Annotated in this window: 11 protein-coding genes; 8 read left to right on the forward strand and 3 right to left on the reverse strand. The window is 46.5% G+C overall.

The features are described 5' to 3' along the window. The first annotated feature begins 359 nt into the window (after positions 1 to 359). The 5 genes from ACSAZL_RS04060 to ACSAZL_RS04080 all read left to right on the forward strand — a co-directional run bounded on the left by ACSAZL_RS04060 (position 360) and on the right by ACSAZL_RS04080 (position 8,426). Positions 360 to 2,126, forward strand: a complete 1,767-nt coding sequence (locus ACSAZL_RS04060; protein WP_440947456.1) for a ribosome biogenesis/translation initiation ATPase RLI — start codon at positions 360 to 362, stop codon at positions 2,124 to 2,126. Positions 2,127 to 2,422: 296 nt separating this feature from the next. Next, positions 2,423 to 4,615 (forward strand): ATP-dependent DNA helicase, encoded by a 2,193-nt coding sequence (locus ACSAZL_RS04065; protein ID WP_440947457.1) that lies wholly within the window; start codon positions 2,423 to 2,425, stop codon positions 4,613 to 4,615. Positions 4,616 to 5,472: 857 nt separating this feature from the next. Next, complete coding sequence (gene hisD, locus ACSAZL_RS04070) at positions 5,473 to 6,774, forward strand: histidinol dehydrogenase (protein ID WP_440947458.1); 1,302 nt, start codon at positions 5,473 to 5,475, stop codon at positions 6,772 to 6,774. 101 nt (positions 6,775 to 6,875) lie between these two features. Then, positions 6,876 to 7,289: a DUF1699 family protein gene (locus tag ACSAZL_RS04075; RefSeq protein WP_440947459.1), complete on the forward strand. Its 414-nt coding sequence runs from the start codon at positions 6,876 to 6,878 to the stop codon at positions 7,287 to 7,289. A gap of 729 nt (positions 7,290 to 8,018) precedes the next feature. Next, a complete protein-coding gene (locus ACSAZL_RS04080) occupies positions 8,019 to 8,426 on the forward strand; it encodes a DUF1699 family protein (RefSeq protein WP_440947460.1) in 408 nt (135 codons plus the stop codon). A gap of 309 nt (positions 8,427 to 8,735) precedes the next feature. On the opposite strand, the gene ACSAZL_RS04085 is transcribed toward ACSAZL_RS04080, so the two are convergent. Beyond that, positions 8,736 to 10,034: a TrpB-like pyridoxal phosphate-dependent enzyme gene (locus tag ACSAZL_RS04085; protein WP_440947461.1), complete on the reverse strand. Its 1,299-nt coding sequence runs from the start codon at positions 10,032 to 10,034 to the stop codon at positions 8,736 to 8,738. Positions 10,035 to 10,223: 189 nt separating this feature from the next. Continuing rightward, positions 10,224 to 11,567 carry a bifunctional hydroxymethylpyrimidine kinase/phosphomethylpyrimidine kinase gene (thiD, locus tag ACSAZL_RS04090; protein WP_440947462.1) on the reverse strand — a complete coding sequence of 448 codons (1,344 nt, stop codon included), beginning with the start codon at positions 11,565 to 11,567 and terminating at the stop codon, positions 10,224 to 10,226. Between the two features lie 536 nt (positions 11,568 to 12,103). On the opposite strand from thiD, the gene ACSAZL_RS04095 reads away from it, so the two are divergent. From ACSAZL_RS04095 to purF, 3 genes are all read left to right on the forward strand, one after another. Further along, on the forward strand, positions 12,104 to 12,322 hold the full coding sequence (locus ACSAZL_RS04095; RefSeq protein ID WP_011032293.1) for an LSm family protein: 219 nt from the start codon (positions 12,104 to 12,106) through the stop codon (positions 12,320 to 12,322). Positions 12,323 to 12,465: 143 nt separating this feature from the next. Continuing rightward, on the forward strand, positions 12,466 to 12,636 hold the full coding sequence (locus ACSAZL_RS04100) for a 50S ribosomal protein L37e (protein ID WP_440947463.1): 171 nt from the start codon (positions 12,466 to 12,468) through the stop codon (positions 12,634 to 12,636). 49 nt (positions 12,637 to 12,685) lie between these two features. After that, positions 12,686 to 14,143, forward strand: coding sequence for an amidophosphoribosyltransferase (purF, locus tag ACSAZL_RS04105; RefSeq protein WP_440947464.1), 1,458 nt, complete (start codon positions 12,686 to 12,688; stop codon positions 14,141 to 14,143). Positions 14,144 to 14,286: 143 nt separating this feature from the next. Here purF and ACSAZL_RS04110 read toward each other — a convergent pair whose 3' ends face one another. Further along, the gene (locus tag ACSAZL_RS04110) at positions 14,287 to 14,685 is read right to left on the reverse strand and encodes a secondary thiamine-phosphate synthase enzyme YjbQ (protein ID WP_440947465.1); all 399 of its coding nucleotides are present in this window, start codon (positions 14,683 to 14,685) and stop codon (positions 14,287 to 14,289) included. Positions 14,686 to 14,716: the final 31 nt, after the last annotated feature.

The following is a 14,716-nucleotide window of genomic DNA, read 5'->3' on the forward strand; positions in this document are numbered from 1 at the left end:
TAACATTCCAACGGTTCATATACCAGAGCAGGCATTTCATAACCGACAATTGCTGTATAAGCCTGACTGCTTTATATGCGGCATAAGCTCGATCATAATTATCTTTATTGAGTAGAAAAGAAACTCGTGGGACTGGAATCAGATAACTATACCACATTATAAATTCATACAATATTAGATTATAACACGTTAACGAATTCATTAACACGTTACTTATCTCATAAAACTTGCACAAATGAATCCAATTTTACACAAATGAATCCAATTACACAAATGAATCCAATTACACAAATGAATCCATCTTACTGAATTCATTTTATGCTTTAACCAATCAAAAAACGTAATTTTCGGGGACTATTATGAGAATAGCTATACTTAACAAAGACAGGTGCCAGCCCAGAAGGTGCAGCAAGGAGTGTGAAAAGTACTGTCCGAGAGTCAGGACAGGAGACGAAACCATTGTTTTTGAGGAAGACGGAAAGCCGGTCATCTCCGAGGAACTCTGTGTGGGCTGCGGGATATGCATTAACAAATGTCCTTTTGATGCCATTATGATCATAGGGCTTCCTGAAGCCCTGCAGGAACCCACGCACAGGTACGGACCAAACGGTTTTGCCCTTTTCGGGCTTCCCGTGCCAAGGATAGGAAAGGTGACCGGTATTCTGGGCCCGAACGGAATAGGGAAGAGTACCTCTGTCCAGATCCTTTCCGGAACCCTCATCCCCAATTTCGGGCAGGGGAAAGGGGATTGGGATACGGTACTCGAACACTATGCCGGGACCGCACTTCACGATTATTTCGAAGATGTAGTGGACGGAAAGGTAAAAGTCTCCCAGAAGCCCCAGTACGTTGACCTGATCCCCAAAGCTTTCAAAGGCAAGACCTCTGAGCTGCTTGAAAAAACGGACGAAAGAGGGGTTCTGGACGAGCTTATAGATCGTCTTGATCTGAGAGGGGTAGTCGAGCGAAAAATCTCGGAATTGAGCGGTGGGGAACTTCAGAGGGTAGCGATTGCAGCCTGTGCGGCAAGGGATGCTCAGTTCTACTTCTTTGACGAAATAAGCCCTTACCTCGACATTTACCAGAGGATTAACGTTGCCCGCCTGATTCAGGAAATCTCAAAGGATAGGGCAGTGCTTGTGGTCGAGCACGACCTTGCAATCCTGGACATGCTTACGGATGTCGTTCACATAGCCTATGGTGAACCTGCAGGGTTCGGTGTGGTCACTCTCCCGAAAAGCGTGAGAGTAGGGATCAACCAGTACCTTAAAGGCTACCTCCCTGAAGAAAACATCCGGATCCGGCCGGAAGCCATCAGGTTCGAGGTCCATCCCCCAAGAGAGGACGCCCAGTTTCAGTCTATGGTCTCCTTTAACAGCTTTTCAAAGCAGTATGGGGACGGCTTCTCCCTCAAGGCAACAGGCGGAAGCCTGCGGGAAGGGGAAGTGCTCGGGATAGTCGGGCCTAACGGGATAGGTAAGTCAACTTTCGTAAAAGTCCTGGCAGGGGAAATCAAGCCTGATGAAGGGGATCCGGGAATCGAGGTTAAAATTTCCTACAAACCCCAGTACATTAAAGCCGATACTCCTGTGAGTGTCCAGGACTTTCTGCGAGGCATTACAAAGCGTTTCGGGACCAGCTACTATGAGGTTGAAATCTCAAACCCTCTCCAGCTCGAAAGGATCTATGAAAGCCTGCTTACCGACCTCAGTGGCGGAGAACTGCAGAGGGTAGCGATTGCTGCTTGCCTGTCCCAGGAAGCCGACCTCTATATCCTGGACGAGCCGAGTGCTCACCTTGATGTGGAGCAGCGTTCCATGGTCACCAAAGTCATCAACCGCTTTGCCGAAAACAACCAGAAGACAGCTATGGTCGTCGACCACGATATCTACATGATCGATATGCTCAGCCAGCGCCTCCTTGTTTTTGAAGGCAAGCCCTCGATATACGGTGAAGCCCACGAGCCTTTCAGCATGGAAAGCGGCATGAACAGGTTCCTGAAAAACCTCGGCATCACCTTCCGCAGGGATGAAGAAACGAGGCGTCCCCGTGTAAACAACCTCGGCTCAAGGCTTGACAGAGAGCAGAAGGAAAGCGGAAACTACTATTACTCTGCAAAAGACTGATATTATTCTGTAAAGGCTGATATTATTCTGTAAAGGCTGATATTATTCTGTAAAGACTGATATTATTCTGTAAAGACTGATATCATTCTGCAAAAAGTTGATTTGCAAAAGCCAGAGTTTTTCCAGATTCTCCACCATTTTTTTCCTTCTTTCCCTTCTTTTTTCCTTAAACCTCCTGAAAAACTCCGGGGTTTCCTGAAGGGGAGCTTCGATCTTTTTTCAGGGAAACAGTTTTTTGGCACCGTATTTCGTTTTCAAAATAGTTTTTTATCTTATGCGGGAGTTTCTGGTTTTCAATGAAGATAGAAAGTCTCGACCTGCCCGATGAAGTAAAGCGCTTTTATGAAAACTCCGGGATTCCCGAACTTTATCCTCCCCAGGCAGAGGCTGTTGAGAAGGGATTGCTTGAAGGGAAAAACCTGCTTGCTGCAATCCCAACGGCTTCTGGAAAGACTCTGCTTGCAGAGTTTGCAATGCTGAAATCCGTGCTTGCAGGAGGAAAAGCCCTCTATATCGTGCCCCTGCGAGCTCTGGCTTCCGAGAAGTTCAGGCGGTTTCAGGAGTTTTCCGAACTGGGTATCAGGGTCGGGATCTCAACAGGGGACTATGACCGCCGGGACGAAGGGCTCGGGATAAACGACATAATCGTAGCCACGTCGGAAAAAACCGATTCCCTGCTCAGGAACGAGACTGCCTGGATGCAGGAGATCTCGGTTGTTGTGGCCGATGAAGTACATCTTATTGATTCTGCGGACAGGGGGCCCACCCTTGAGGTCACTCTTGCAAAGCTCCGGAAAATGAACCCGTCCTGTCAGATACTTGCCCTTTCGGCAACGGTAGGAAACGCCGATGAACTTGCAGCCTGGCTTGATGCCGAACTTGTGCTAAGTGAATGGAGGCCTACCGACCTTATGGAAGGGGTATTTTTTAACGGGACCTTTTTCTGCAAGGATAAAGAAAAGCCTGTTGAACAGCCCACAAAAGACGAAGCCATAAACCTTGTGCTTGATACCCTCAGGGAGGGAGGGCAGTGCCTTGTTTTCGAAAGCAGCCGGAAAAACTGCATGGGTTTTGCAAAGAAAGCAACTTCCGCAGTTAAAAAGACTCTTTCTGCCGAAGACAGAGAAAAGCTTGCGGGGATTGCAGACGAGATTCTGGAAAATAGTGAAACCGATACTGCCTCGGTTCTTGCATCCTGCGTCCGTGCAGGGACAGCTTTTCACCATGCAGGCCTCACCTCGCCTCTGAGAGAACTCGTAGAAGCCGGCTTTCGGGAAGGGCGCATAAAGCTTATCTCAAGCACTCCAACCCTTGCAGCAGGGCTGAACCTGCCTGCAAGGCGTGTAATTATACGGAGTTACCGGCGATATTCTTCTGAATCCGGTATGCAGCCTATCCCGGTGCTCGAATACAAGCAGATGGCAGGAAGAGCCGGAAGGCCGAGGCTTGACCCTTATGGAGAGGCTGTACTGCTTGCAAAGTCTTATGAGGAACTGGTGTTCCTCTTTGAGAAATATATTGAAGCCGGAGCCGAAGATATCTGGTCCAAGCTAGGGACGGAAAACGCTCTCAGGACACACGTGCTTTCAACGGTCTCGAACGGATTTGCCCGGACAAAGGAAGAGCTTATGGATTTTCTGGAAGCGACTTTTTTTGCGTACCAGTATTCTAATTTCGGGCTCTCCACGGTTGTGGACGAATGCCTGGACTTTTTAAGGCAGGAAGGAATGCTTGAACAGGATTCCGATGCCCTTATTTCCACGGTTTTCGGAAAACTCGTCTCCAGACTCTATATTGACCCCCTCTCCGCAGCCCTTATTGCAAAGGGCTTGAGGGAAACCGGAACCCTTACCGAACTCACTCTGCTGCACCTTGTCTGCAGTACGCCCGATATGCGCCTGATGTATATGCGGAGCCAGGACTACCAGGATATCAATGATTACGTAATGGCGCACGCAGACGAGTTCTCAAAGGTGCCGAGCCCCTTCAATATTGTTGAGTATGAGTGGTTCCTGAGCGAGGTAAAGACCTCTCTCCTGCTGATGGACTGGATCCATGAGAAACCTGAGAATGAGATATGTTTAAAATTCGGTACAGGGGAAGGAGACATCCATACAACTGCGGATATTGCCGAGTGGATCATGCATGTGACTACCCAGCTTGCCCGGCTCCTTGACCTGAAAGGAGCAAAAGAAGCTGCAGAACTTGAAAAGCGTATCCATTACGGGGCAGGTCCGGAACTGATGGATCTGCTCGATATCAGGGGCATTGGCCGTGTAAGGGCAAGGAAACTTTATGGAGCAGGCTTTAAATCCACAGCCGACCTCGCAGGGGCTTCTCCTGAAAAGGTAGCTGCCCTTGTCGGCCCTAAGATTGCTGAGAGGATCTTCAGGCAGATCGGGAGAAGAGAGCCATTGCCTGAAGTCCCTGATACGGAGTCCCTTGAAAAAGGTTCTCCTGACGGGCAGAAGACGATCAGCGATTTTTGATCTTTATTTTTTTTCTTATGATCATTGATCTTTCCTCTTTCATTTTTCAATTCCTCGGGTTCTTTTTAATCGTTTTGTCTCTTCCGAAATTCGGAGCTGTAAGCTTTCAGTTTTCTCTTCCTGCGTCGTAGGGGGCTGGATAGGCCTGTCTGCCAGAAATCGGCGACCTGCAAAATGGTGCCGCAGTTAGAGAAACAGTGCACTTGAGGAGTGCTCTTCGCGGCTGAAAATATACTATTCTTACCAACAAACCGGGTTCCGATTCACAGGGTAAATATCAGCGCCTCCGTCAGTTTGTCTGGCGGTCCTTCAAAAAAGCAGGAAAATCAAAAGAAATCCGAATTATTGTTTTCCCCTGTCACTTTACATGCAGGCTCTTGCGGGTTTTACCAGTTGTTTTTACTCGCAGTCTTTTTTCTCTTCATCCTTCTTCGTTCCTTTCTTCTTGGAAAAGGCCGCGCTCCTGCGTCGAGCGGGACAAAAATGACACAGTGCAGCGAATATGGTTGCAGATTGGAGAACTCATACTTTATCCCGCTTGAGCTCGGATCTTTTTTAACCCCAAATAGTCCGCTTGAGCGAGCGAAAGCGAGTGAAACAGGCGGCGGCTCCCGAATCGCAATTCGGGTGGCGCAACTCTGCCGAGGCACAATTCGGGTGAACGACCTGATATAGACAATATGGCTGTACAGGACAGAATTCTTATTTTTTGCTCTTTCAGGCTCAGGTCGGGGTAAAATATTAAATGAGATCAGGGATTTAATGAGAGCAGATTATATCCGGCTATATCGTTTATACAGGATTCACACCAAACTTATCGGATCAATTCGGATCATGTTTACCAGGTAATCTCAGAGATGGTCACAATGTTATTCAAAAAGTTGTCTGATGTTTCGGAAGCTGAAATGCAGAAATTAATTTCCCGGGGTTCCGGGCTTGCAGATGTCGGAGAAACCGTTTCTTCAGTACTTTCTGATGTGCGCAGGAGGGGGGATGCAGCACTCAGGGAGTATACAAAGAAGTTTGATAAAGTTGAGCTTGCCGATTTTGAGGTAAGCGAGGCAGAGTTTGAAGAAGCTCTGGCAGGGGTCGGTCCGGAATTGCTCGAACACCTTAAAGTCGCAGCTGCAAACATCAGGGCCTTTCACGAAGCTCAGATGCCTGAGCCTACCTGGTTTATGGAAGTTCAACCCGGGGTCGTTCTGGGGCAGAAGGCAACACCTCTTGAAAGTGTGGGAGCCTATGCTCCGGGAGGCCGGGCATCCTATCCTTCAACGGTGCTGATGACAGTAATCCCTGCCAGGGTTGCAGGGGTTGGGGAGGTTATCGTGTGCACTCCTCCGAGGGCTGACGGGTCCGTCCACCCACTTACGCTTGCTGCAGCGAAGGTTGCAGGAGCAGATAAGGTCTTCAAGCTCGGGGGCGTGCAGGCGGTCGGGGCAATGGCTTACGGGACCGGAACAGTCCCGAAGGTGGACAAAATCGTAGGCCCGGGAAACGTTTTTGTGACCTCTGCCAAGATGCAGGTGAGGGATGTTGCCGAGATTGATTTTCCGGCAGGTCCGAGTGAGGTTCTTATCATAGCAGACGATTCTGCGGATGCTGCAATGGCTGCCTCGGATATTATAGCCCAGGCCGAACACGACCCGAGTGCGGTGTCGGTGCTTGTGACAACTTCAGAAACTCTTGCAGGAGCTGTAAGGCAGGAAGTGCTTATACAGGCTGAAAACACTGCAAGAAGTGAAATTGTAAAAACTTCGCTTGAGAATGCAGCAGTCCTGATTTCAGACTCGCTTGAGCAGAGCATTGACTTCAGCAATAAATTCGCTCCCGAACATCTGGAAATTATGGTGGAAGACTCCGATTCCGTACTTGACAGGATTAAAAATGCCGGATCGATTTTTGTAGGGAACTATGCTCCTGTCCCGGTTGGGGATTATGCCTCCGGTACCAATCACGTGCTTCCCACGGCAGGATATGCCAGGATTTATTCGGGGCTGAATATCAATCACTTCCTCAAATACTCCAGTATCCAGAAAATCAGTAAGAGTGGGCTTGAAAGTCTGAAAGAAACTGTAATCGCATTGGCCGAGGAAGAAGGTCTGCAAGCACATGCTGACGCTATTAAGACTCGCTTTGGGTACAGACCCTCTAAATAATATTTCCGCTATTCGATATGTATATAAAATGTAAATGCGTAACCAAAATTTGATTTTTAAATAAATAAAAGTTTGATTCTTAAATAAGAGTGGGGATTAATATGAAAATCAGAGTGGTTAGTTCACGGGAGGAAATTCCTACCCTAAATCCGAATGAGAAGGTTATCCACCTTGCTTTCAGGCCGTCTAACAGGGATGTATTCATGCTTGCCGAAACATGTCCTAAAATTGAAGCTATACAGCTTCCTAAATCTTACAGAAGGACTGTTTCCAAGTCAATAGAGATGTTTCTGGAAATGCAGAAGATCAATCTCCTTGAAGGAGATGTGTGGGGACACCGGAAGGACATAAACGAATATTACAACGTTTCTCAGAATGTTCTGGAGAAAATTCAGGAATTAAAAGCCGACAGGTTCTCAAATGAGATGATTGCCGATAAGCTTTCAAGGGAAAGTAAATTGAATTCGGACATGATTCTTTACATCCTCAGCAAGAAGAGCCTGGAACTGTCCTGAAGTATGGATTCACCTGTCCTTTCAAACTATAATTTTCGGGGTAAATAGGTATTAATTCCGTACCCGTGAAAGATAACTTAACTGGAGGTGGAAGGCAACTTTTTAAGACTCTGTCTTAAAAAGTTTTCCATATATTTCCGGATTTTATTTTCATAAAGAGTTTCCGGGATCAATCTCTGACCTTTAATAAACTTTTCTCTATTTTCTCTCCAGTTTCTCTCCAGTTTCTCTCTAATTTCTCTCTAATTTCTCTCTAATTTCTCTTTAGTTTCTCTCTAATTTCTCTCTAATTTCTCTCTAATTTCTCTCCAGTTTCTCTCCAGTTTCTCCGTTTTTTTCAATTTTTTCCACTTGAAAATCGTTTTTTTATTTTTCCTCTTGAAAATAATTTCCTGTTAGCTATTTTCATTCTTTTTTATTCATTTTAACTAACGGACTCGACAGTCAAAGAGTTTCATCCCTATTTTCTCCCATGGAAAAATGATTAATTTTTACAAAACTTCTCTTTTATATTTATCTAACAATGTAAAAAATTTGAGTAAATTTTTGGCATTTAAGTTCCGTATTTTCGTTTGTTAATTTTTATTTTTGCTTTTCTATATGCCTTTTTTTCAAATATGTTTTTTTTAGAATGACGAATTTTTTTGGCATAACATAGAAAAATATTTAAATATTGTCGTATAATGGGTTTTATTGATTCTTTAACTAAATTAGGGTCTGGGGAATGGTATGAAAATAAGAGTTGTCAGTTCAAGAGATGAAATTCTCTCCTTAAACCCGAACGAGAAGGTAATTCACCTCGCGTTCAGGCCGTCAAATAAAGACATTTTTCTGCTTGTTGAAACATGTCCTAAGCTCGAAATAGTCCAGCTTCCTAAATCATATCAAAAGACTATTTCAAAGTCTATGGAGATGTTTCTGGAAATGCAAAAAATCCAGCTGCTTGAAGGAGACGTATGGGGCCACAGAAAGGACATAAACGAGTATTACACCGTCCCTGATTCGGTAATTACAAAAATAAGGAATATGAAAGCAGAAGGAATTCCAAGTGAAAATATTGCCGAAAAAATGGCTAAAGAAAGCAAGCTCAGCCCGAAGATGGTTCTTTATATCCTTAACAGAAAACCGCTTGAGTAACAGGTCCCTTTTAAAGTACATCCGGGATGTATAAATTGCATCCGAGGCGTATGGATAACGGCAGCTGAATAAGAACAGTATATGAACAACAGCAAATTTGAATAAGAATAGCATCAGCATAAAAAGTACCGGCTCAAAAAGTATCAGCTTAAAGAGTGCAAGCATACCGGGTAGTGGTACAGGGAAATTCCGTACAAAATAATTTTTAAAAAAGAATTTTCCGGAAAATTAAAAACAAATTTTCTGAAAAACAGTTTCTCCAAAAAATAGAGGACGCCAGAAAGGCATCCTTATCCTGTTCTATATTCTTCAGACAAGTTCGCCGCTGAAGTACTTGTCATAGGAGGCCATGTCAAAGTGCCCGTGCCCGCTCAGGTTGAAGAGAATGGTCTTTTCTTCCCCGGTCTGTTTGGCTGCGAGGGCTTCATCAATCGCACAGCGGATAGCATGGGAAGATTCAGGTGCAGGCACTATTCCTTCGGTTCTGGCAAACTGTACAGCTGCATCAAAAACTTCCTGCTGATCATATGAAACAGCTTCCATAAGCCCTTCGGCGCAGAGTTTACTTATGATCGGAGAGTCGCCGTGGTAGCGGAGTCCTCCGGCATGAATAGCAGGCGGTACATGCTTGTGGCCGAGGGTGTACATCTTAAGGAGGGGTGTCATCTCGGCAGTGTCTCCGAAGTCATACCTGTACTCTCCTTTTGTCAGGGACGGGCAGGCTGAGGGTTCGACTGCGACCACTCTTGCACTGTGTTTTCCTTCAAGCCTGTCTTTTATGAACTCAAGTCCGATTCCTCCGAGATTGCTTCCGCCTCCGCAACACCCGATAACCACATCAGGGTATTCTTCAACCTGTGCAAGCTGCTGTTTGCACTCTGCACCTATTACAGTCTGGTGGAGCACAACGTGGTTAAGCACACTTCCGAGGGAATACTTTGTGTTCTCATGGGCTACTGCATCCTCGACAGCCTCACTGATTGCAATCCCGAGGCTTCCGGGAGTGTCAGGCTGCTCCTGCAGGATCTTTCTTCCGAACTCCGTATCCGGGCTTGGGGAAGGCACGACGTGCCCTCCCCAGAGGGTCATAAGGGATTTTCGGTAAGGCTTCTGGTAAAAACTGGAACGGACCATATAGACCTTGCATTCCAGGTCGAAATAATTGCAGGCAAGAGAAAGTGCACTTCCCCACTGGCCTGCCCCCGTCTCGGTTGTAAGCCTCTCGGTCCCCTCTTTCATGTTATAGTAAGCCTGGGCAATCGAGGTATTTGTTTTGTGACTGCCTGCAGGGCTAACTCCTTCGTATTTGTAGTAGATCTTTGCAGGGGTCTTGAGGACTTTTTCAAGCTGGTGGGCCCTGAACAGCGGGCTTGGCCTCCAGAGCCTGTAAACATCAAGCACTTCTTCGGGAATATCAATATATCGATCACTACTCATTTCCTGCATGATCAGGGCTTTTGGGAAAATGGGCTCAAGGGCATCCGGGCTTATGGGCTGCCAGGTTCTTGGGTCAAGAGGAGGGTCAATTGGAGAAGGGAGGTCGGCGAGGACGTTGTACCATTTCTTCGGCATCTCATTTTCGTCAAGGATAATCTTTGTCTGTTCCATGAAATCTCCTTCACATCGTTTCTGTACAAAATCGAACTTTGACGTATTTAAGTGTTGTCTGTCTCACTGTTTTGGTTTACAGAGTTCATCAATATACTTTCTGAACAATCGAATACTGGCTGCAGTCGGAGATGGGATCATGAAAAAAGGAGCATGTGCCGGCTTTTCTCCGGCGTTAGTCAATGTTTATCACTCAATTTTTCTGGCAAGATCTACTGCAAGTTTTGCAAGCTCTGAAGCCTCCGTGCCGAGGAGCCTGATCATAGGTTCTTTTCCCACTCCACCTTCATCATAGATTACTTCAGGCACTCTTCCATATTCTTTTATCGCCTCGGAACTGCCCCAGTCCATGGTGCTTACTCCTTCAGGTTCTTTTTCCCTGTCAAATGAGGAGATTCCAAGCCCCATTTCCCTGCAGGCTGTAAGGATTTCTTCCGAATATTTTACATTCATGGCAGCTCTGATCCCGGGTTTCTCGCAAAGGGCTGCAAAGATGACCCTTGCCACATGCCTGCTGGCTCCAAAGTCAATACATCCCACAGGGTTTGCCCTTCCTCTGTACCTCACTATCCTGCCTTCCACAGCCGCAACGTCCTCATAACCTCTGGCGTCCGGAATTGCCATTCCTATATTGCAGCCAACCTCAGGTATGAGCTTTGCAAACTCAGGGCTGTTGGCAAGGATCAAAACCGCTTTTTTTACATCCTTCAGGGCAAGATAACGCTCTTTTTCCTCAAGGGTCTTTCCTAGAGGGTTCACAGGTCCTACTCCCCTGCCTATAGGCTTGCTCCTCTTGATTGCCTGCACTACGAAGTTCTTTGCCTTCCTGGCAGCGGTTTCCAGGCTGTCCTCGCAGGCAAGGCATGCGGTCATTGCTGCCGAGTAGGTGCAGCCCGAGCCGTGGGTTCCTCCGCCTACAAAGGTTCCTGGGACGCGGGTAAAGGCATCGGATGCGGATTCGTAGATAAGGTCGGTTGCATCAAGGTGCCCTCCTGTTACAATAACGGCTTCAACTCCGAGGTCTGCAATTTTTCTTGCCGCCAGTTTTGCATCCTCAGGGGTTTTGACAGGGATTCCGGCAAGTGCGCCTGCCTCAGAGGCGTTTGGAGTCGTAACCTTACAGAGGGGCAGCAGTTCTTTGATAAGGACTGAAAAAGCCTCTCTTCGCAGGAGATCTCCTCCGGCTTCAGCAGCCATGACAGGGTCGATTACCAGGGAAAGTCCGTGCTTTTTTACCTGATTTGCAACCTCCTTTACGATTTCAGCCGAGGCAAGCATCCCGGTCTTTGCCCATTTAATCTCCATATCCGTGCAGACCGCTTCGATCTGGCTTGCAACAGCTTCAGGGGCAAGGTCAAACGCCTCAAGAACCCCTGTGGTATTTTGAGCGGTTACGGAAGTTATGGCGCAGGTCCCGTGCACTCCGAATGCGGCAAAGGTCTTCAGGTCAGCAGCAATTCCGGCTCCTCCTCCTGAATCCGAGCCTGCGATAGTCATCACAATAGGGGTTTTTGATAAGGTTTTCCCTGTCATTATATCCTCCGGCCTTCTCTTTTTTACGCATTTTTTAATATATTTAAAATACTTGTATATGCTGACTTTTCCGAGGTTTTCTCTTCTGCCCCCGGGAAAAGGAATTTCTATTTTAGTTTATGGGTGATCCGTAAATGCTGCAGAACCTTCCGAGCGACTGGCTTTTGAAGAAACCGGCTTTTAAAAACTGGTTCATATAGGATTTCTACAGGCTTGCTAGAGAACTGCCTTTTGCAGGTTTAAATTTCTGAAAATTTATAAAATCATTTCTGAGAACGTTGATTGAAGGTGTTTTAGTGATATTGTATTTTTCCCCTCAATTTCCCTCGAAAAGATTTTTTTTTCTTATCTCCGGGTTCGTTTATATGTTAGAAACTGAAATGAGTATATTGCTTCGATACATTTATATATTGTATTTGCGACTTTGATGCAAATAATCAACTACTTAAGCGCGGCGATCATTTTAAGTCTGGATTAACTATTTATATTGATATAGATAATGACTTGATTCACAATGTTTTAAGGGGATTGTAAGGATGGCAAACCGACCTCTGGATATTTTGAACAACGCACTGGACACACCTGTAATCGTTAGATTGAAAGGCGCACGTGAGTTTAGGGGCGAGCTGAAAGGATACGATATTCACATGAACCTCGTGCTTGACAATGCTGAAGAATTAAGAGAAGGAGAAGTCGTAAGTAAATTCAGCAGTGTTGTTATTCGCGGTGACAACGTGGTATACGTATCTCCGTAATCTATATCAAGCACTTCATCTATTAACGTTAAACCTCGGTGAGCAGCAGAATCTGTATGACTGAGGGCCTATTCGGAAAAAAAATCGCTTCGAATTATCGAATTTACACACTAATAAGTTGATTTTTATCAGGAGATTTAGTAATGAGTAAAGGTACTTCATCAATGGGAAAGAGACAGAAGCGCACTCATGCCAAATGTAGAAGATGCGGCAGCGTTTCATTAAACGTGCATACAAAACAATGTACTTCATGCGGCTTTGGAAAGACATCCCGCATGAGAACTTACAAGTGGCAGGCAAAGTGCAAGTATTAAACCTGCCTGCTCAATTTTCTCTATTTTTTACCTGCACCGGAGGTCAAGATTGAAAGAAGAATGCGGGGTTGCAGGCATAATCCTCCCTGGCGACAGGCTTCAGTCAAATGCTGTCGCATTCAAGCTTTACTACGCCCTTTATGCCCTCCAGCATAGGGGACAGGAATCTACTGGTATTATGGTGCATGATGGGACATCGCCGCTCTCCATCAAGGGTATGGGGCTTGTGCCGGACGTGTACACCAAGGATTCTCTGGGGCGTCTTATAGGAAACGCAGGAGTCGGACACGTCCGCTACTCCACGACTGGCGGGTCAAAAATTGAAAACTGTCAGCCTTTTATCCTTAACTTCAAGGGTGGAACAGTTGCCATTGCCCATAACGGGAATCTGGTAAATGCCAGAGCGCTCAAAGACGAGCTGGAAAACGAAGGCCGAATTTTTATCAGTGATTCCGATACCGAGGTTATCGGTCATCTGCTTGTGAAAGAACTGATCAGGCACGACCCGATCGAGTCTATAAGGAACGTAATGCGCAAGCTTGTTGGCTCTTATTCTCTTGTTATCTTTATTAACGGCGCTGTGTACGCTGTCAGGGATCCCTTTGGCTTCAAGCCCCTCTGCTTTGGAGAAGTTGACGGCGGATACGGAGTCTTTTCCGAAAGCGTTGCGATCGACACTCTTAACGGCACCCTTATCCGGGATGTAAAGCCTGGCGAGGTTATGGTCTTCACGGAGTCAGGCTTTGAGAGCCACCAGCTCGCAAACGAACCCCATCCGGCACACTGTGTTTTTGAGTTCATTTACTTTGCAAGACCCGATTCCGTCATAGACGGCAAACTCGTCTACAAGGTCCGTGAAAGAATCGGAAGGGAGCTTGCCCGGGAGCATCATGTTGAGGCGGATGTCGTTTCTCCTGTCCCTGACTCGGGAATCACTTCAGCGATCGGCTATGCAAGGGAATCCGAAATCATGTATCTGGAAGGTCTTATGAAAAACCGCTACATCGGGCGCACATTTATTCTTCCGGGACAGGACCTGCGCGAAACTGCAGTTCGGCTCAAGATGAACGCCATTCAGGATAACGTCAAAGGCAAACGTGTAGTTCTGGTCGATGACAGCATTGTCCGCGGCACGACCTCCAGACGTATCATAGATATGGTCAGGAAAGCAGGCGCTTCAGAAGTCCATGCAAGGGTCGGAAGTCCGGCAATTATTGCCCCCTGCTATCTCGGGATCGATATGGCAACCAGGCAGGAACTTATCGCCTCGTACAAGACTATAAAAGAGGTTGAAGGGCTTATAAACGCCGACTCTCTCGGTTATCTCAGCATTGACGGGCTCATGAGGGCTCTTGAGTGCGATAAGAACGACATGTGTATCGGCTGCCTTACAGGCGAGTATCCTGTAGAAATCCCTGGCGAGAAATGCAGGAAAAAACAGACCCGTCTGGATGATTTCAGCAAGGCCGGAAGTACCTCAAAGCCAGTCTCTTCAGGTACCCCTTAAGAGACTTTTATCTTTTACTTTTCTTATTCTTCTGTTCTCGTCTGTTTTTTCTGGTCTTTGTACGCTATTTTTTGGTTCTATTCGTATTTACGTGATCTCACAATTCTATCCATGCCATGCTTAAACTCTTCTTGTCCTGGCCCTCAGGCTATCTTTAATATCGTCAGATCTACTGTCCTGTGCCTCGGGCCGTCCATCTCGGCAAAAAAGATACTCTGCCAGGTGCCGAGTTCCAGCTTTCCCTGTGAAATTGGCAGGGTTTCGCTTGCTCCGAGCAGTACGGCTTTGAGGTGGGCATCAGCATTATTGTCTATGCGGTCGTGCCTGTACCCGGTTCCCGGCGGTACAAGCCTTTCCAGCAGGTTCAGGATATCTTCCCTGAGCCCGCTTTCATTCTCATTAATTATAATGCCAGCAGTCGTATGCCTGGTACTGATGATGCATATGCCTTCCTGTATTCCGCTTATCCTGACCTCTTCCTGGACTTCCGAGGTAATGTCTATCAGCTCTATACGCTTTGAAGTTTTAATATTGAGTTTCAAGGCTTGCCCTCCAAATTCTATACGCTCGGCT

Source organism: Methanosarcina mangrovi (genome assembly GCF_052057765.1).
In the GTDB taxonomy this organism is placed as follows: Archaea; Halobacteriota; Methanosarcinia; order Methanosarcinales; family Methanosarcinaceae; genus Methanosarcina.